Origin of the sequence: Sphaerothrix gracilis Ecp01 (assembly GCF_030405905.1) — a bacterium.
Taxonomy (GTDB): Bacteria; Cyanobacteriota; Cyanobacteriia; order Phormidesmidales; family Phormidesmidaceae; genus Sphaerothrix; species Sphaerothrix gracilis.
The window spans coordinates 45,631-63,152 of sequence record NZ_JASATW010000024.1; the positions used below are offsets into that span (position 1 = coordinate 45,631).

The 17,522-nt window shown below is 50.5% G+C and carries 16 protein-coding genes and 1 riboswitch; of the genes, 10 read left to right on the top strand and 6 right to left on the bottom strand.

The window, feature by feature from the left end:
• Nucleotides 1-45 precede the first annotated feature (45 nt).
• The 6 genes from QJQ48_RS21730 (at nucleotide 46) to QJQ48_RS21755 (ending at nucleotide 5,446) form a co-directional block, all read left to right on the top strand.
• A complete protein-coding gene (locus tag QJQ48_RS21730) occupies nucleotides 46-1,683 on the top strand; it encodes a hypothetical protein (RefSeq protein ID WP_346293346.1) in 1,638 nt (545 codons plus the stop codon).
• 30 nt (nucleotides 1,684-1,713) lie between these two features.
• On the top strand, nucleotides 1,714-2,688 hold the full coding sequence (locus QJQ48_RS21735; protein ID WP_346293347.1) for a glycosyltransferase family 2 protein: 975 nt from the start codon (nucleotides 1,714-1,716) through the stop codon (nucleotides 2,686-2,688).
• Between the two features lie 256 nt (nucleotides 2,689-2,944).
• Complete coding sequence (locus QJQ48_RS21740) at nucleotides 2,945-3,106, top strand: transposase (RefSeq protein WP_428843078.1); 162 nt, start codon at nucleotides 2,945-2,947, stop codon at nucleotides 3,104-3,106.
• A gap of 490 nt (nucleotides 3,107-3,596) precedes the next feature.
• Nucleotides 3,597-4,259, top strand: coding sequence for a hypothetical protein (locus QJQ48_RS21745; protein WP_346293348.1), 663 nt, complete (start codon nucleotides 3,597-3,599; stop codon nucleotides 4,257-4,259).
• The gene (locus QJQ48_RS21750) at nucleotides 4,256-4,864 is read left to right on the top strand and encodes a hypothetical protein (RefSeq protein ID WP_346293349.1); all 609 of its coding nucleotides are present in this window, start codon (nucleotides 4,256-4,258) and stop codon (nucleotides 4,862-4,864) included. Before QJQ48_RS21745 ends, QJQ48_RS21750 begins: the two co-directional genes overlap by 4 nt.
• On the top strand, nucleotides 4,865-5,446 hold the full coding sequence (locus tag QJQ48_RS21755) for a hypothetical protein (protein ID WP_346293350.1): 582 nt from the start codon (nucleotides 4,865-4,867) through the stop codon (nucleotides 5,444-5,446).
• A 72-nt stretch (nucleotides 5,447-5,518) separates the two neighbouring features.
• On the opposite strand, the gene QJQ48_RS21760 is transcribed toward QJQ48_RS21755, so the two are convergent.
• The 5 genes from QJQ48_RS21760 to QJQ48_RS21780 all read right to left on the bottom strand — a co-directional run bounded on the left by QJQ48_RS21760 (nucleotide 5,519) and on the right by QJQ48_RS21780 (nucleotide 10,559).
• On the bottom strand, nucleotides 5,519-6,619 hold the full coding sequence (locus tag QJQ48_RS21760) for a ParB/RepB/Spo0J family partition protein (RefSeq protein WP_346293351.1): 1,101 nt from the start codon (nucleotides 6,617-6,619) through the stop codon (nucleotides 5,519-5,521).
• A gap of 58 nt (nucleotides 6,620-6,677) precedes the next feature.
• Nucleotides 6,678-7,505, bottom strand: a complete 828-nt coding sequence (locus QJQ48_RS21765) for a ParA family protein (protein WP_346293352.1) — start codon at nucleotides 7,503-7,505, stop codon at nucleotides 6,678-6,680.
• A 95-nt stretch (nucleotides 7,506-7,600) separates the two neighbouring features.
• Nucleotides 7,601-8,365: a peroxiredoxin-like family protein gene (locus QJQ48_RS21770; protein ID WP_346293353.1), complete on the bottom strand. Its 765-nt coding sequence runs from the start codon at nucleotides 8,363-8,365 to the stop codon at nucleotides 7,601-7,603.
• Between the two features lie 20 nt (nucleotides 8,366-8,385).
• The gene (locus QJQ48_RS21775; RefSeq protein ID WP_346293354.1) at nucleotides 8,386-9,471 is read right to left on the bottom strand and encodes a PDDEXK nuclease domain-containing protein; all 1,086 of its coding nucleotides are present in this window, start codon (nucleotides 9,469-9,471) and stop codon (nucleotides 8,386-8,388) included.
• A gap of 59 nt (nucleotides 9,472-9,530) precedes the next feature.
• Nucleotides 9,531-10,559 carry a hypothetical protein gene (locus QJQ48_RS21780; RefSeq protein ID WP_346293378.1) on the bottom strand — a complete coding sequence of 343 codons (1,029 nt, stop codon included), beginning with the start codon at nucleotides 10,557-10,559 and terminating at the stop codon, nucleotides 9,531-9,533.
• Between the two features lie 1,378 nt (nucleotides 10,560-11,937).
• Between QJQ48_RS21780 and QJQ48_RS21785 the strand changes: the two genes are divergently transcribed.
• The 3 genes from QJQ48_RS21785 (at nucleotide 11,938) to lepB (ending at nucleotide 15,249) form a co-directional block, all read left to right on the top strand.
• The gene (locus tag QJQ48_RS21785; RefSeq protein ID WP_346293355.1) at nucleotides 11,938-13,377 is read left to right on the top strand and encodes a hypothetical protein; all 1,440 of its coding nucleotides are present in this window, start codon (nucleotides 11,938-11,940) and stop codon (nucleotides 13,375-13,377) included.
• Between the two features lie 160 nt (nucleotides 13,378-13,537).
• Nucleotides 13,538-14,560, top strand: a complete 1,023-nt coding sequence (locus QJQ48_RS21790; RefSeq protein WP_346293356.1) for a metal ABC transporter substrate-binding protein — start codon at nucleotides 13,538-13,540, stop codon at nucleotides 14,558-14,560.
• Between the two features lie 152 nt (nucleotides 14,561-14,712).
• Nucleotides 14,713-15,249, top strand: a complete 537-nt coding sequence (gene lepB / locus QJQ48_RS21795) for a signal peptidase I (protein ID WP_346293357.1) — start codon at nucleotides 14,713-14,715, stop codon at nucleotides 15,247-15,249.
• 239 nt (nucleotides 15,250-15,488) lie between these two features.
• Nucleotides 15,489-15,564, top strand: a riboswitch (Glutamine riboswitch).
• Nucleotides 15,565-15,942: 378 nt separating this feature from the next.
• On the opposite strand, the gene QJQ48_RS21800 is transcribed toward lepB, so the two are convergent.
• Nucleotides 15,943-16,566 carry a TetR/AcrR family transcriptional regulator gene (locus tag QJQ48_RS21800; protein WP_346293358.1) on the bottom strand — a complete coding sequence of 208 codons (624 nt, stop codon included), beginning with the start codon at nucleotides 16,564-16,566 and terminating at the stop codon, nucleotides 15,943-15,945.
• A 295-nt stretch (nucleotides 16,567-16,861) separates the two neighbouring features.
• On the opposite strand from QJQ48_RS21800, the gene QJQ48_RS21805 reads away from it, so the two are divergent.
• Nucleotides 16,862-17,522: HlyD family secretion protein (locus tag QJQ48_RS21805; RefSeq protein WP_346293359.1), on the top strand; the 661-nt coding region annotated here is incomplete at its 3' end.

A 17,522-nucleotide genomic window follows, 5' to 3' on the forward strand; every position in this document is an offset into this window, starting at 1 on the left:
TGGAAGCAATAGTACTTGCAAACAAGTTATAGGTAATGAGTAAAAATGAGCCTTAACCTAGCGAAGCCTCGTAATCTCCCGTCTTTATTCAAAGGCTTAATCACTTTTGAGCATACCTTGACAGCGATATTTTTTATTTTAGGACTAATAGGAATTAATCATCATGAAATTTGGCGAGACGAGTTTCAGGCATGGCTAATTGCCAGGGACAGTCAGTCTATACTTGAGCTGCTTACACACATCGGCAATGAAGGGCATCCTGGGCTATGGCATCTCTGTCTTTATGGCCTTAGCCACTTGACCCATAACCCATTTGCCATGCAGCTTTTTCATCTCTTGATTGCTGCAGGTACTGTCTATCTCTTTGCCAAATACTCTCCCTTTACTACAGCTCAAAAAACCTTGTTCGCTTTTGGCTATTTTCCCTTCTTTGAATATGCCATTATTAGCAGAAATTACGGCCTTGGAATTTTATTTACTTTCTTATGCTGCACATTTTTCTCTAGCCGCAGTAAAAGACTACTACCGATAGCAGTAATCCTAGCGCTGCTGGCAAATACCAGCCCCTATGGCCTAATTTTCAGCTTCATATTTTGGTTAATCCTGTTGTTTAACCAAATAGACGGTTTTAGTCATCTGCGTCATTTTTCCTCGCTGATAAATAGGTCTTTTATCAGTGCTTCAGGCTTTGTTTTTACGAGCTGGATTATTGCCGTTCTCCAGATGATTCCTGCGCTGCGTAACAAGCCGGTTGTGCGTCCGGTAGAAGCAGTTCAGACCCACTTGCCAACTACCCACCCTTTACTCGAAGAATCTATACGAATGGGCCGGGCCTTTACAACCATCTGGAAAAGCTATGTGCCGCTTCCCAATTTTTTTCAATACGATTTTTGGAATACCAATATCCTGTCTGAGAAAATTAGCTTTTTACCTACCATAGGTGGAGAAGTCGGTTCTGCTAGCGACATATTGAGTTTTTTGTTTTCGGCCGCGCTTTTTCTAATTGCCGTCAAAATTCTAATCAAAAAACCGCTCATTTTATTCATTTATCTTACAGGGTCTTTTGCTTTAGTTCTTTTTAGCTATTTGATTTTCTTTGGCGCGCTCAGGCATCATGGGCATCTATTTATTTGGTTTCTGACCTGTCTCTGGCTGTCAAAATCTATTCCATCCAAGACTTCTAATAATTTGAGTAATGAATCGGGTAGGTTTGGCGATCGCTTCGCTAAAAAGTTTTTAACTGTACTGCTGTTAATTCACGCAGTATCAGGAATCTTTGCCTATCGAATGGATTTAGTTCATCCCTTTTCCATGAGTCAGGCCACTGCAAGCTACATCAAAACACATAATCTAGCTAACCTCGTCACAATAGGCACACGAGATAAGGAAGTCACAGCTATAGCTGGCTATTTAGACAAAGAGATTTACTATCCAGAAATTGAGCGCTTTAGCAGCTTTTGGGGCAGAAGAAGAAGGGAGCTTTTAGACAATCAAAGGCTGTTTCAGGCTATTGAAAAACTAGCCAGCTCAGATGAAACTCAAATCTTACTGATTTTAACAAATGAATTAGACAGCAGCCCCGCTGATATCAAAGTTGAGAAAGTAGCTCATTTTCAAGGAGGAATTGTCTCTGCAGAAAAATACTATCTCTATTTAGCTAACAAGATAAGAGTCAATACTTAAGCTATCTATTGAAAAATGCTTCAGAGTGCAATGAAAAATCAACTTACTCCCATTTTTTCAATTATCATTCCAACCTATAATCGTCCTCAGAGGTTAGCAACCTGCCTCAACGCGTTAGCTCAGCTGAAATATGCCACTGAAAACTTTGAAGTCATCGTAGTCGATGACGGCAGCCAAGTATCACTAGAGTCAGCGATCGCCAACTTTCAGGACAGGCTTGACTTAACAGTGATTACGCAGACCAATTCAGGCCCTGCCAAAGCTCGAAACGTCGGTGCGGCCGCAGCAAAAGGCCAGTTCTTAGTATTTACAGACGATGATTGTACGCCCGATGCAGATTGGTTAACGTTCATCGCCGAGCAGCTAGCGGCGGCACCTGACTGCTTAGTTGGTGGACAAACAATCAACGTCTTAACCCAAAACTTGTGCTCAACCGCTAGCCAGCTCCTGATCGATTATCTCTATCACTATTACAACAGCAGCTCTAGCCAAGCCCATTTTTTCACCTCAAATAATCTGGCTCTATCGGCCAAGCTTTTTCACCAAATGGGAGGTTTCAACGCTAATTTTCCCCTAGCGGCTGGGGAAGACCGAGAACTCTGCGATCGCTGGTCGGAGAGTGGATACAGCATGATCTATGCCCCAGAAGCTATCGTCTATCACGCCCATCAGCTAACCCTGTGTGGCTTCTGGCGGCAGCATTTCAACTACGGGCGGGGAGCTTACTATTTCCATGAATCTCGCTTTACTCGCGGGGCCAATCAAATTACAGTTGAGCCTGTTACCTTTTATCTCGATCTCTTAAAGTACCCTTTGACCCAAAAACAGGTAAGCTCACGGTCATTTATCACTGCGCTCTTTTTAGTTTCGCAAGTTGCTAACGTGGCTGGCTTTTTGAAAGAATACTTTGCCCTCAAACCAGCTAGCTCCATCGCTAAAATCCTAGTTACTAAAGAGGAAACTGTCTCGGTAGCCAGTAGCGCTACCGAGAACCATCCGCAGTAAGCGATCGGGTATCTCGGCGGTGCAGGCGAGCTTACGGCCAATCACCGACCAGCCCAAATGGGGCCAAAAACAAGAAGGCGTTTGAAACAGCCAGAAAAGCTTTCATGACATAGGCTGTCAGTCCAGAAAACACCAGACAGTCGCATGAAAGCTACCTTCAAAATCCTATCCCAGTCATCTCACTGCGGTCCAATGGCAGCTCATCGCTCCCTATATTCTCGCTGCCAAGTCAGGCGGCAGATCCCGCTGAGTTGATATGCAAGCGGTGCTCAATGCCATCTTCTATGTTTTGGTTTCAGGCTGTAGCTGGCGGATGCTGCCTGCTGACTTTCCCGCCTGGCAGATGGTCTATAGCTACTTGCGTAACTGGCGCCTAGCCGGCATCTGGGAGCGTATCCATCGCTACTTACGGCAGTAGTGGCGCGACATGCCTAAAATGATGCAAATTATCAACAGGCTCAAACCCTTGAATCCGGTGCGTTACGCTGCGCTTTTCTGCTATGCCCTTCGGGCTATACAGCACCCTACTCAATACCCTATTTTAGCTGTGTCAGTCCAGTAGGTACGACTGAAACACTTGGTCACTTAGTCGTATTCGCTCTAGGCTGACGTGAGCGCAGAAGATTGGATCTAGCCTGTATCAGTTCTGGTAACGCAAAGTGGGCACGGGCGCGGCGAAACTAGAATAACTACTAGGTTGTCGGTTATTTCTTCACAAATACTTTACGGAATGAGGCCGGCAACTGTTGAAGTTACCCCGAAGCAAGGCGTCTCCTCAATCGTTTCAGACTGTTCGTCTCAGGAAAGAGGATCGCTGCTGAGTTCAACATGAATCACAACGCCAAAGCTCGGTGAGAAGAGGTCTCTCATATAGTTTTGTGCGTCCACTAACCCCCAACTTATTATTTATGAACCCGATTTTTCCCATTCCGGCGATCGCTGGGGCGGCTCTGGTGACGCTGATGGCCTGCTCGCAAGCACCTCCCATGCCCCAATCCGGTATACCCGATACAGCCTCGTCTCCCACCTCTGCAACCTCCACCGAGGCTGCTAAAAGCTGGTCAGACATTTTAGGTACAGCCTCAGCGCCCGCTGGCTGGCAGGTCTATCCCTGTGACAATCCGCTGCTGCTCTGTGTCGAAGCTGATGGTGAGCTAGTCGGCACCGTGGAGCACTTGAGCTATCCCTTGGAAACAGTCGAGCTGCAAACACCAGTTGAAGCCTCTGCGGAGGCAGAGTTTGCTTTCTTACAGGCTTGGGTAGCCGAACACTATGACGCGATTGAGCGCGATCGCCAAGTTGGCTACGCTAACGCTATCTTTGCCGCAGACACCCCCACCGAAATTAGCGTTGGCGACTTACCGGGACTCCGCTACGGCTACAGCCTCACCCATGCTAACGGCACCCCGATTGATGAAGCCATCGGCTATGTAACAACTGACGGTGAAAGGCTGCATGTATTTGTTACTGGCGTCATCAGTCAAGATCCCGCTGGCAGCATTTCTGATCCCGCAGCACTGGCAGAGTTCAAACCCCATCTGGACACGATTATTCAGGAGTTATTGCTATGATGCTCACTCATTCATCTCGGCTGCAAGGCGCTAAATTTCTTAGCCTGTGGACTGGGGCCAACCTGCTGGGCGGCTTTTTAATTGGCTATTTGGAAAGTAATGGACTGGAGTTCATGGCTAGCCTGATGCTGACAGGCGCAATTGTGGGGTCATTACAGTGGACAGTGCTACGGCTCACAGGTTGTCGGTTTCGCTGGTGGCCTGTAGCCAGTACCCTAGGCTGGATTACAGGCACGTACGTGCTGACTGCTAGCCAGAGCCTGTATCATCCGGTAGCAGCAGGTCTAGAAGGGCAGTTGGGGCTATCGGAAGTCTTTTGGCTCCATCTTTTAGACACTCCCCTCTGGGTATTATTTATGGCTTTGGCTCAGAGCTTAGTACTGGTTCAGTATCGGCGCTGGGCTGGTCCGTGGCTGCTGGCCAGTTTGCTAGGCGGCGTTGCTTTAGCCGTGGTGAGGCAAGGGATGTGCAGCGCCTTTTGCCAGAGCTTACCCCTAAGTCTCAGCGGCTTGGATGACGGCATAGGCTGGGCAGCTTATGGCTTGGTTACCGGCATTGCTTGGCTGATCTTATCAGAACGAGAGGCAGAGGCTAGAGAGGTTTAGATGCCACAGTTTCACGCAACGCCACGTCAGCTTGCCTCTAGCCTAATTGGTACGGTCTTAATAGTCGCCGGAACCGTGCTGTCTGCCTGTTCGCAGCCATCAGCTTCTGTGAGCAACCCAGCTCAGACAAGTTCCAGTTCATTCAGTTCATCAGTGAAGCCAGTCGCAGCTAATCCGGTACCTGAATCAGTTGAATCAGTTCAAATTCAGCCTAATGTTTACTTCGCCGTTGTGGCTGAATCGGGTACCTGCCCAGAAGCAATCGGTATCTGGGAATTTCTCCTAGGCTTTGAGGGCGGCGCTGACCACACCGTTGTAGCTGACCTATCAGCGATCGCCACTGCAGCTTATATCTCAACGGCTACAGATCACCGCCTTACCTACGAAGCTGCTTTAGCTGATGAGTATGCCACCTGTGTCGGTACTGCTCAGTCTGATCTCTGGCAGATGTACAGCTTTCGTCTTAGCAGTGGCAAGGTGATTTTTGACCTCGATCTGACTCAGGCAGGTAGCTACCGGGACATTCTTTATGCAGGGCTATCAGCAGAGCGTCCCTATGTACACTGGCGGGCCACAGAATAGTTGACTGTATTGCTCCATCTGTCACCAACCTGCTTGCTGTAGCTGCCTTAAAAACAGCAGCCGAAGGCCGGACTAAAGATTGGCTGCTGTTTCGCTAATCGACTGCAGCAGCCTCTCCATCTGTCTTAGCTGTTTTTGCAACTTGGGCGTGCTCCAAACCTGGGGATTTTTGCGCATCTTTAAATAGTGGGCATGAATGCGATCGCGAATTGGCTTTTCGGCAGCGGCTGCGTTGATCTCAGCATTTTCGGCTAAGGCTGACTGAGACTTAAGCTTTTGTATCCTAGCCCGGATTTCTTGCTTAGTGAGGTCAGCAGCTACCGCTTCCTGCAAAAGCTGATTCGTGATTGGCTCGTCTAAGCGGGCTTTGCGAATTGCATCTGCCTTAGAAAAGCCAATTTGGCCGTAGCGCACGGCCTCTAGCAAAGCTGACGGCATCCTTTGTAGCGCTGTCAGTCGATTAGCGGTGAAGCTCTCTAAAGTCATGCCAAATTCAGCAAAGATGGCATCAATATCAGCGATCGCTTTTTCGTTGAGAATTCCGGAATTCTCAACGTCGCTTTGAGCCATCTCATCGGCAATTTCCTGATTGCTGTAGCGGTATCGCGATCGCAAATTTTTAATCTTAAACAGCAGAGGAGGTAGCTGATCGCGGCTGAGCTTAAGCCTCAAAGCGATAAGGGCCACAATGCTGTCAGATTCCTCAACTAGATTGAGATCTTCCCGCATTAGGTTAGCCACCAGAGCAATTTCCAGTGCCTCCTCGTCGCTAAAATCTTTGACCAAAGCCGGTACCTGATCCAGCTGTAGCTCCGTAGCTGAGCGCCAACGGCGTTCGCCTGAAATAATTTCTAGCTTGCCGTCAGGGGCAGGTCGGGCTAGCAGTGGCTCTTGAATGCCGACTTTTTGAATTGAGGCTTTTAAATTGTCTAGGGCTGAGCGATCAAAGTACTTACGCGGCTGAGTGAGGCCATCGGGTAGACGTAGGGGTACAAAGTCGGTTGCCGGATATTTTTGGACAGTACTGGCGCTATAAGGCGTTTGGGCTAAAGTTTCTAACTGTCGCTTCAGGTCTTGAATTTCCTCATCTTTCTGAACAATCTGTGTCTCTAGTTGTGAAGTTTGAGCGGCGGCAAACATGGTGCTTACGGGTCGGTTGCTGCGTCGGGCCATCTTGTTTTCCTAATTAATTTTCCTTGAGTGAATACGGGGAGATAGTTTTAGAACGGCTCTAAAGCTGCTGCCTGATGGCTTTAGCAATTTCTCTAAAGTTTTGATTGGCAGCATGGCTAGGCCGGTAAGCTCTCAGCGGCAGGCCAATGCTGGCAGCGTTGCCCACTTCAGCCGCGTCTTTGATCACATCAAAACAGTGAATATTCATAGCGGCTAGCATTTCTGGCAGAGAGGGCGGATCTGCCGCCGTTCGTTCTCGCTTTGACAGGCCCATGTTGTCTCGGTGCTGGGCGCGATCGCCCAAACGCACCCGATTGGGCACAACACCTAAAATTTTCGGTGCAGGTTTCAGCCGCAGGGTGCGCACTGAATCAAAAATCCAGGTCAGAAGCTTAGCAGCCCCGTCGATATCTTTGTCATCAGGCTGAATGGGAATCAAAATATAGTCTGCAGCCGTCAGCGCCGCAGAGTGCAGCGTATCAATGGTACCGGGACAGTCAAACAAAATAAAGTCATGAGGTAGGGGATAATCTTCTAGGTGATCTGCCAAGACGTAAGCCTTGCGATCTAGCAGAACTAAGCGCTGGGCCGCTTCCGTCATCACTAATCCGCCTAAACAAGCCTGCACTTTACGGGTTCGCTGAGGCCAGCAGTCAAATAGGGGCCACTGGCCGCCAAAATCTTTTTGCAAAACCTGATTTAGGGTTTGCTCTGACGGTGGATCGGACAAGCCGCAGAAAAGCGTGAGAGAACCGTTAGGGTCAAGCCCGAATAGCGCGACTGAGTAACCTTCTACCGCTAGCTCATAGCCGACATTGACTGTCAAAGTTGACTTGCCGCTGCCACCGGCATTTGACATCACCGCAATTCTAAGTTGTTTTGTCATGAAGCGAGGGTGAGAATTCTGGAATTCTCACTTATATTATCCATATCTGTGGCTATAGGTCATGTTTGTTTGCACAAACCTGCCGAAAACTCTGGCTAAAAGTCAGAGAGAAAAGCTAGGGGATAGCTCATATTCTCAGCAAAGCCTAAAATACCGCGATCGCGGTGTTCATAGAGCAAGTCTCCGGCTGCATTAAATAGGAAAGTGCCGCCGCGCTGGGGAAGGTAAGCGGCATTGGGCACATAGGTCTGCCAGTGGCTGAGCACTTCCGTCATGTTGCGCAGCCGTAAAGTAGCTAGCTCGAACGGCCTTTGAAATCCTTTACCACCGGCAAACTTAAAGAAAGAGCCTTTGAGAGCTGGCAGCGGCTGGGCTTTGATAGTTTCTGCGTCATCAATGAGCTGAGGCGCTTGGCGATCGCCCGTATAGCCCCGCAGCACTTCAGCTAGAGTGCCAGGACTACCCAACCCGGCACACATCAACAACAGATTTAGCCAGGCATTTGGACCTGTAGCTAGGCCCGGTACACTGAGCGATAGTCCTGGGTATAAGTTGAGCTGCGAGTGTAGTTCAGCCTGGGGATCGACTAGCAGCGCCGCTGGCGAAAATCCGGTATAGTCACAAAATTTCTGACCGGCAGCGCGATCGCCAATTCCCACCGCACGGACGGTAATCTCTTTTTCTGCTAGCAGTTGTCGCTCTCGCTGCAGCCACCAGGCATATTCTAGACTGTCAAAATCTCCTAGCTGCGGCCAAACAATTACCAGTATCTTTGAGGTGTTATTCGTCAAAACGGGCACGACGGCCCCGTCACTGACTCGCTGCCGCTGTGCCTGCTGCAAAACTGAATAGGGGTTCATAGCGATTTGCTCGGTTGTCATTACTCTTGGCCGTTATTTTCTAGGCGATTGCTTACCTGATCTTCTAGCTGCGCTGCCGCTGTTTCTAGTTCTTGCTCAAGCTGCTCGGCTGAGGGCAGATTGCCCTGCAGGGCTACAGGTAGCTCTTCCCGCAGCCGATAGGTGGACACGCCAATCGGATTCTGCACTGTTTCTAAGGCAAACTCAACCACTGTCTTCTTTTTTGACCGACAGAGAATAATGCCAATAGTTGGCTGATCAACCTTGTCATCCCGCAGCAGTTTATTGACAGCAGACACATAGAAGTTCATTTTGCCGGAGTATTCTGGCTTAAACTCCGTTACCTTTAGATCAATCACTACGTAGCAGTGCAGCTTCAGGTGATAGAACAACAGGTCAATAAAATATTCGTCTCCTTCAACCTCTAAACGATACTGACTGCCAACAAAAGCAAAGCCAAACCCCATTTCCAACAGAAAATCACGGATATGCTTAATCAGACTACGTTCTAGATCGCGCTCCTGAACATTTTCACTCAGGGAAAGAAAGCCAAAATTATAGGGATCCTTGATGAGCTGACGCGCTAAATCGGACTGCGGTGCGGGTAAAGCCTGGTTGAAATTAGTGACGGCCTCACCCTGACGCTGGTATAAACGGCTGTCAATTTGCAGAGTCAAAATGCTCCGGCTCCAGCCATTTTCAATCGCCTTATGGATATACCAAAGCCGCGCCTGTGGCTCTTTCACCGTGTCCAGCAGCTTGACGTGGTGGCCCCAGGGAATTTTGTGCAACAGCTGTTGCACAATTGCCTCAGCAGGATAGGCTTCAGCAAAGGCCCGCATATAGTTGAGGTTGCGGGGTGAAAACCCAGAAACTTGAGGAAACTCGCGGCGCAGATCCTTAGCTAGTCGCGTGATTACTTTAGCGCCCCAACCCTGAGCTTGCTGCTGCTGCAGGATATCCTGACCGATTTGCCAGTAAAGCAGAATGACCTCCCGGTTAAGCGCAGTAGCAGCTAGCACCTGCGATCGCTGAATTTTGTGCTTCAGGTGGCTGAGAAAGGCGCTGTAGTTTTCTTCAGGCAGGGGAAGTGACTGACGTGACATACGCTAAGGCTAGGTTGACAAGTCTGGCAGGAAAAAGAGCAAGCTTGGAACAGTATCCCCTAAGAACTTTGCAGTTTTTCAGGGTTAATCTGAAACTGAATCGTTGCCGATCGCTTTTTGCCGGGTAGTTCTTGAGCACCCAGAATATAGTCTTCCTGTCTCAGTTCCTCAACGGTACGCCAGAAAATTTGGTTGTTGCGAGACGAGTTACTGCCCAGCAGGTCTAAGTTTTTGAACAGGTAGCGCTTAGAAATATTGAGGTACTGGCCGTCGTCAGGTCGATCCCATTTCATCCGGCTGGCTAAATAAACCAGCAGCTTAGTTTTATAGTCATTTTTAGCATTACTGCCCAAGCGCTGGCTGATATCCATATTGTTGGCAAACAGGACATAGTCCCCAGTGCGCCCCGGCCCCTCGAAAAACTCCAGCGACAGGGTGTAGGCATCTGCCAGTTCGTAGGTATAGTCTGCAGCTTTGGCAATGTCAAAGTCGCGTGGGACATTGTCAATTTCGTAGTCGCGAATTCGCAGCACGCTTTTAATCGTGACCTTAGCACCCACGTTGTCGCCGTTGCGGAGGGACTGAGCAAATACCAGTTCAGTTCGGTGTAAGGCTACGAGGTCACGGTGTAGCTGCGATCGCACTTTAGAAGCAAAGCCACCGTCTTTAGTGCGTGTGTAGCCCAGCGCTTCTAGCAAATCATTGGAGCGAAACGAAACCAGTGGGCCCTGTTCCTGCTGGGCTGCTAGCCGATATAAAAATAGAACAATGGAAACCTGTCGCGGGTTCAGGAATGTCAGCAAAGCCATGATCAGCCGCTGGATTCGCCGATCCTGAATTTTTTCTAACCCCTTGCTGATACCTCTATCAATACAGGTATTGAGATCGAGATCGGTGTATTGGGCTTTAAGTTCTTCCCATTCTTCCTCAGAAAGATCCTCTAAAGGCACCCGGCGAATCACCGCCAGTTCTGATTCGTCTCTGGCATCGGCTTCAACCCTCATTTCCAGATAATAGCCATCGCCGTCTGACCGCAGAATCGGCAGTTGCACATCTGGATTCTTTAGAGAGGCGCTGGCGCGGGGCATCACTCGCAAAAGCTGACCGTCAACTGGAAAGCTTTCGGCGTTTGGCTCTTTTTGATCGCTCACAGGCAAAACGGGAAATAAAGTGACGCGGCTTACTTCAGTTAAGCGATAACAAATGAATTTTACAATCTCTCTACCTGTAACGCTGACGTATATTTCGAGGAAACTTCCGTAACACCCAGGAATAAAGCATGTACTTTTATAAAGTCACCTGTAACGCCGACGTACGTTTTTAGCAAGTTACCTGTAACTCCGGCGTATGGTTTTACCTGTAACTCCGGCGTATGGTTCAAAATTTGCCTGTAACTCCGGCGTATGATTTTGCCTGTAACTCCGGCGTATGGTTTGGGTATGACCAACCTTGCTAACGACTGCAGTACGGGAAAACTGTTTTTTTGCCTGTAACTCCGGCGTATGGTTTTGCCTGTAACTCCGGCGTATGGTTCAAAATTTGCCTGTAACTCCGGCGTATAGTTTTGCCTGTAACTCCGGCGTATACCCTACCTGTAACTCCGGCGTATACGCCGTTTCCAGTCATTGAGGTTGCCCTGGTTCAGTGTTAATCTAACGCCATTATGGATTGACAAACAGCTTGGGCAAATTACCGAGGAGAGCAGCCGATAAAAAATTCTAGAAAAAATAACCTAAAAATAAGAACCCTCCGCATCCCTACCACAGTCCGCTAAGGGTTCTTATTGCCTAAACAGCTTTACTGACGTAAAGCCTAGATTCTTGCACTTATAAGCTTTTGCGCTTGTCGGCAAAGAGAACTGTGCTCAGGTTTAAGCACCTGTGAGCTGAGTTCTTAGTGCTTATAAGCACTCATCTATATGCTTTTAAATCCTAGCAACTACAGCCACTTTTTAGCAAAGCATTTTTGGCCTGGCCACTGCTTCGCGATCGCTTCTCTTCTTAAACTTAGCCGCTTTGTCTCCTCCACCTGGCTGGGAGGTGACTTATCGTAGCGATTGCAGCGGCTTTTGAATATGTCCAGGAGCGAGAAGACCCGTTTTTTTCGCTCTTTCCGCATCGCTATGACTATCTCTATGCCGAACACCCTCTGCCCGGTGCTACCCCCCACTGGCAAACTGAAAGTCGCTATCCGCTAAGCGATCGCCTGCTGCAGCAAGGCAGCTATCTCTTCGGTGTCCGGTTCAGTTCTCAGACAGGCTACTGCCTACTCGATATTGACAAAAACAGTCCTTACCATCCCAGCCGGGATCCTCTGGCTATTCCCAAACTGGTCAATAGCCTAGAGCCGCTGGGTCTGGCAGCTTACCTAGCTTGCACGTCTTCTTATAGCGGCGGCCTGCATCTTTACTTTCCTCTAGCCAAGCCTCAGAAATCCTGGGAACTAGCAGCAGCGGTCACTGCTCTATTGAACAACGCTGGTTTTTCTACTGCTGCCGGACAGCTAGAAGTTTTTCCCAATCCTAGACTTTATGTTACTCAGGGTCGGCCCAAGCTCTTCAATGGTCATCGCTTACCGCTACAGGAAGGCTCTTACTTGCTCAACAGCAGTTTTGAGCCGATTTGGACAAGTCGATCAGCTTTTGTACACCAGTGGCATACCTGCCAGCACCATAACTGGATTAGCCAGCAAACAGTCAGTGCGGTACTAAAACAAGCCCGCAGGCGTCGCTATCAAATTTCAGGGAAGGCTGACCAGTTTCTCAACGATCTCAATGCTGAAATTGAGCTGGGCTGGACTGGGCCGGGACAAACTAATCGACTGCTGGGTCGAATCACCATGCGAGCCTATATATTTCACCATGTTTTACACGGTGGTTTACCACTACAGGGACAATCGCTAATCAATCAGATTGTGGCGATCGCAACTGCTTTACCTGGCTATCGACAATGGTGTCAGCATCAATCCGAAATTGAGAAACGGGCTACTGAATGGGCTAGCTGTATCGAAAATAGCCGGTATTTTCACTATGGCACCCGGCAGGGTAAATACAAGGCCGCTGTGACAGCGCAAAGCTCTGATTTACCCAAAAGCCTTACCTGGAATCAACGCCAGACTCAGGCTACCCGGCAGAAAATTCAGCAGGCGGTCAGCTCTCTACTGGATAAGTCAGAGCTGCCTGAAACAGTAACTGCTCGGTTTCATTGTTTAGTTCGCTGCGGTATTGGCGGCAGTTCTCTCTATCGTCACAAAGATCTCTGGCACCCCAGTTTATGGACACCCCCCCCGCTTATTCAAACAGACAAGCCATTTGCTAGCGCTGAGGGCGCAGCAAATGGCTCTAGTCCTGTAAGCTTATTATCGCCCGCAGGTCGTAATTCCCTGCCAGATCAACCCTGCAGCGATCGCCTCCCGCCTTTTCAGGCTATCCCAGGCCGTAATTTGCCTGAACTGCCGCCTGCGCAGACAGCGAGTGAGCTAAAGCAGCTACTTGAGACACTGCGCTACCAGTCTCAGGCCCGCCGCCAGCAGTTTCAGCAGCTAGGACAGCCTCATCAGGCCCAAAAGCTCAGCCAGCAAGAAACCCAGTGGACTGCTCGAATGCAGGACTATCTGCGCTCGGACGACCCCATTTTACTGACGGAGGCTTTAGAGTGGGCGATCGCCTCCTCTGCCCGGCTGCAGCAGGCTTTAGAGCAGCTCCAGTCGCCTGCCGCCTGCCAGCGTGACGAGCAGCGTCAACAGCTCATAGCAATACTCAGACAGCTCTTGCAGCTCAACTGGACCCCTGCCCAAATTAAAGCAGCACTCTCAAAACAGGTGGGCAAATCCGCGATCGCTCATCTGAACGCCGCCGAGAGACAATCCTGGCTGGGCTGGCTCATTCAGCAAACCGGATTACCTTAAACAGATGGGTTTTGGCCTTAGAACTGTCACTGCCTGAACCCTGCCTGAACCTAGAGCCTGACTTACCGGGTTGACAAGTCGAAGGGCAGCTTCTAGCCTAGTGTAACGAAATGATAATCATTCTCAAGTCCGGTGGCGAGGTATAACCATGTTCCAATCGATGGCTTTCAATTCAGCGCGGCTGACCGCTTTAGTGGGCCTGTCTTTAGCGGTGGCGCTGGTAGGTTGTCAGTCGGCCCCCTCTTCGCAGCCACCTGCTGCCGACGCGCCGTTACCTAAGACGGCGTTACCTAAGGTGGTCGCCACAACCAGCGTTCTTTGCGATCTAGCCCAGCAGCTTGCCCAGTCCACAGTCACCCTCACCTGCCTAATGTCACCCGGCCAAGATCCCCACACCTATCAGGCCCGACCTGCGGATCGGCAGGCTCTCGATCAGGCTGATTTGGTACTGTATGGGGGCTACAGCTTTGCCCCCAATCTAGAGAGCTTGATTGCCGCTAGCCGCAATCAAGCCGTCAGGGTCGCTGTTTACGAAGCCGCTGTGCCTCAACCTCTAGCGCGCGAGGAGCACGGGCACGATAGTCACGGCCATGAGGAGGATGAACATGATTCTGGCAGCAGCGCCGACCCCCATATCTGGCATGATGCGACTCATAACGCCGCTATCGTTGAGGTCATTGCCGCTCAGCTAGCTGATGTTCACCCAGAACAGGCTGAGTTCTATCAGACCCAAGCTGACCAGCTCTCCGCTCAGTTTGCCGAACTGGATCGCTGGATTCAGGATCAGGTCGCCACGGTGCCCGCAGGCGATCGCAAACTGGTGACCACCCACAATTCCTTTCAGTATTTTGCAGCAGCGTACGGTTTTGAGGTGGCGGGGGCTTTGAGCGGACTGAGTACGGCAGAAAAGCCAGCCGCTGGCGATTTAACAGCCCTGGTTGATCAGGTGAAGGCGGCGCAGGTGCCTACCATTTTTGCTGAGACGACGGTTAATCCTAAGCTCATGGCAACGGTGGCGCGAGATGCAGGCGTCGAAGTGGCGGCTCAGCCTTTGTTTGTGGAGGGACCGGGCGGCGTAGAGACAGCGGCTGCCACGACCCAGGCGATGCTGGTGGAAAATACCTGCGTGATTGTAACGGGTTTGGGAGGGAGCTGCGATCGCTCATCTAGCCCGTTAATCTAGACTTCTACTAAAAAAACCGGAGCCTCAGGGCGATCGCCTGTTAAAGACCTCAGGGATAACAGCCGCCCTGACAAATGTCACAGCTCTGCGATCGCTGCCTGTTTGCCTGAGTACAATAGGACATACCAAACTTGTCTTTAGGGGTTGTTAAGGTGTCAAGAAAGCAGCAAAATCTTTGGGTTGAAGGTTTACAAACCGTCGGTCTGAGTATTTTCCTGGCTTTAGGGATTCGTCAATTTGTAGCTGAGGCGCGCTATATCCCCTCTGGCTCGATGGAACCGACGCTGCAAATCAACGATCGGCTAATCATTGAAAAAATCAGCTACCGCTTCAATGCGCCGCAGCAGGGGGATATTGTCGTCTTTTGGCCGCCCGCTGAGCTGTTTCCGATAGGAGGGCGGCGTGATGCCTATATCAAACGGGTGATTGGTTTGCCTGGCGACCAGGTAGAGGTCACAGAGGGTCAGGTCCTTATCAATGGCGAGGCTCTAGAGGAAGACTATATCAAAGCACCCCCCAGCTATCAGTGGGGGCCGGAGATTGTACCCGAAGCTTCTTACCTCGTGCTAGGCGACAACCGCAATAACAGCACCGACAGTCATATTTGGGGCTATGTACCCCAGGAAAATATTATTGGTCGGGCGGCGGCTCGCTTTTGGCCCCCCGATCGCTTAGGCGGTTTAGATTAAGCCGCAGCCTTTAGCAGAACTGAAACGGCGATCGCCTAGAGACAGCGGGGCGATCGCCGTTGTGTTATGAATTGCCGATATTGAAGCTGCTCAAAAAGCGATTGTGGCAAGGACGCTGACCGGGACAGGCTGCTGTCAATTCGGGGCTTACAGCGGCTTCAGACGCTCCAGATTTGGGCAACTACGGCAATAAATTACCGCTTGACAGCTCAGGTTGAAAAAGTAACATGGGTGACAAACACGTTCATCCTTTTGCAGGTCTTTTCCTAATCAGCAAAGGACGGAAGTAGGGTTTTATGCCTGAAGGAACGCGCCTCTGGTTCGATTCGTATTTTTAAGAGGCGATTCTCATGTCAGTCAATCTTTTTCTACCTGTAGAACTAATGTTGGTCTTGGCAGCTTGCTGCGCTGCTAGCTACCCGGCTTTGACCAGGGTTACTACTCACTTCGCCCCTGCTAGGAAGCTGTTGCCAATTCCGGCTCGGCAAACGCCCCCATCTCACCGGCAATAAGCTGTCTTAGCAGCTATAGGTCAATCGAGATGTCGTCTCAATACGGGTTTGGCGTCTGGCTTTGCTTAGGGCTAACAACTTTATTTGTCGTGTATGCCAGGCCCTATGGCAGTCCCAAACAAACTTATTTGCAACCGCAAGAATGCTGCCGTCAGCATTGGATTCACTAATTAGCAGGGCATCACTGGTACATGCCAGCCGCTAAAAAAGTGGCTAGCTTTGAGATAGTCGCTTGAATATCCTGGGACTGACTACTTTGGAGCAGGGCATTGGGTTTGCCAGCCTCCATCTGAACACGAATCAGGGCGGCGACTACCAGATCAAGTTTCCAGTGAATTTGCGATCGCGACTGCTCCGGTAGCGCGCGCTGCAGGGCATCTAAAAAAGGTTCGGTGCTGACGCTGAATTCTTGGTAGGCAATGTTTTGAATAGGTTCTGGCTCAGTGCGGCAGCGGCCCATAAACTGAGCGCGCACAATGCGATGGTTGTCATCGCCGCCGATAAATTCTAGCGGAGGGGTGAGAAACGCTGTCAGCAGCGCCTCGACGGAGGCCGTTGCTGTCTTTTCTTGGAGCTGCTTGAGCAGTTTGAGCTGGCGTTTCGTCACGGGGACGGCGATGCGACGGACGACGGCGCGAAAGAGTTCCTCTTTGGAGCCGAAGTGGTAGTGAACGGCAGCTAAATTGACCTTTGCTGCGCTGACAATATTGCGCAGCGTCGTGCCAGCAAAGCCTTTCTCGGCAATCAGGCGTTCGGCAACGTCAAGAATCTGGGTTTTGGTATCGGCTGTCGTGGCGCTGCTCATTTTATTCAAACGTACGAACAATATCTATGCTATGTCAGAAGCCGGACAGACTCAAAGGTTTGCAGCTTTCAGGTCGCCGCAACTGTTTGCCATTACCTTGCCATTTTTTCAAACGTACGTTCTAATCTTATTAAGTATTCTTTGCCCTTAGCGTGAGAACGCTCAGAGCTTGAGGGCTAATCTCCATATTCTGAGCGGATAGGAGCCTGTTGCAAGCTGGAATTTAGGCCCAGTTTGATGACAGGCCGACTAAAACGTACGTTTGAACTATTTGCGGTTATTTGAAGGACTTGCTATGACAGCCTCTCCCTCCCAGTCCCAGCAGGCTCACATTTCTCTCAAGAAAGCGATCGCGCGGCTGCGGCGTCAGCCGCAAAAAGCTGTTGGGGTCGGCGCGATCGCCCTCATCCTGCTGATTGGCCTTCCCGTCGCCAAAGTGCGCCTGACTGATTCCGACGCCTCAGTGACAGCCGCCTCATCGACGGTACTGACTGTAGAAACCCTGGTGGCAGAAGGGGTCAGCAGCTATGACGTTTCTAGGACGTATACCGGCGAAGTGGCCGCCTTGCGTGCCAGCGATTTAGGCTTTGAGCGCGGCGGCCAGCTAGTGACGATGCTGGTGCAGGCGGGCGATCGCGTGGCTGCCGGAACGCCGTTAGCACGGCTAGACACGAGTAATTTGCAGGCTCAGCGCCAGCAGCTAGAGGCGGAAAAAGCCCGCGCCTTGGCTCAGCTAGCCGAATTAGAAGCGGGTCCACGCTCAGAAGATATCGCGGCGGCAGCGGCAGCAGTCCGCCAGATTGAACAGCAGCTTGCCCTGCAGCGGACGCAGCGATCGCGGCGGGAATTTCTCTACCAGAAAGGGGCCATTTCCCAAGAGGAACTCGACGAGTTTACCTACGGTCAGCGCTCCCTGCAGGCCCAGCTCGATCAGGCTCGCAGCAGCTTAGCCGAAC

Excerpts from the sequence above, each read along its gene's own strand:
- QJQ48_RS21730 (WP_346293346.1), top strand. The coding sequence starts at position 46 with ATGAGCCTTAACCTAGCGAAGCCTCGTAATCTCCCGTCTTTATTCAAA.
- QJQ48_RS21735 (WP_346293347.1), top strand. The coding sequence starts at position 1,714 with ATGAAAAATCAACTTACTCCCATTTTTTCAATTATCATTCCAACCTAT.
- QJQ48_RS21740 (WP_428843078.1), top strand. The coding sequence starts at position 2,945 with ATGCAAGCGGTGCTCAATGCCATCTTCTATGTTTTGGTTTCAGGCTGT.
- QJQ48_RS21745 (WP_346293348.1), top strand. The coding sequence starts at position 3,597 with ATGAACCCGATTTTTCCCATTCCGGCGATCGCTGGGGCGGCTCTGGTG.
- QJQ48_RS21750 (WP_346293349.1), top strand. The coding sequence starts at position 4,256 with ATGATGCTCACTCATTCATCTCGGCTGCAAGGCGCTAAATTTCTTAGC.
- QJQ48_RS21755 (WP_346293350.1), top strand. The coding sequence starts at position 4,865 with ATGCCACAGTTTCACGCAACGCCACGTCAGCTTGCCTCTAGCCTAATT.
- QJQ48_RS21760 (WP_346293351.1), bottom strand. The coding sequence starts at position 6,619 with ATGGCCCGACGCAGCAACCGACCCGTAAGCACCATGTTTGCCGCCGCT.
- QJQ48_RS21765 (WP_346293352.1), bottom strand. The coding sequence starts at position 7,505 with ATGACAAAACAACTTAGAATTGCGGTGATGTCAAATGCCGGTGGCAGC.
- QJQ48_RS21770 (WP_346293353.1), bottom strand. The coding sequence starts at position 8,365 with ATGAACCCCTATTCAGTTTTGCAGCAGGCACAGCGGCAGCGAGTCAGT.
- QJQ48_RS21775 (WP_346293354.1), bottom strand. The coding sequence starts at position 9,471 with ATGTCACGTCAGTCACTTCCCCTGCCTGAAGAAAACTACAGCGCCTTT.
- QJQ48_RS21780 (WP_346293378.1), bottom strand. The coding sequence starts at position 10,559 with ATGCCCCGCGCCAGCGCCTCTCTAAAGAATCCAGATGTGCAACTGCCG.
- QJQ48_RS21790 (WP_346293356.1), top strand. The coding sequence starts at position 13,538 with ATGGCTTTCAATTCAGCGCGGCTGACCGCTTTAGTGGGCCTGTCTTTA.
- QJQ48_RS21800 (WP_346293358.1), bottom strand. The coding sequence starts at position 16,566 with ATGAGCAGCGCCACGACAGCCGATACCAAAACCCAGATTCTTGACGTT.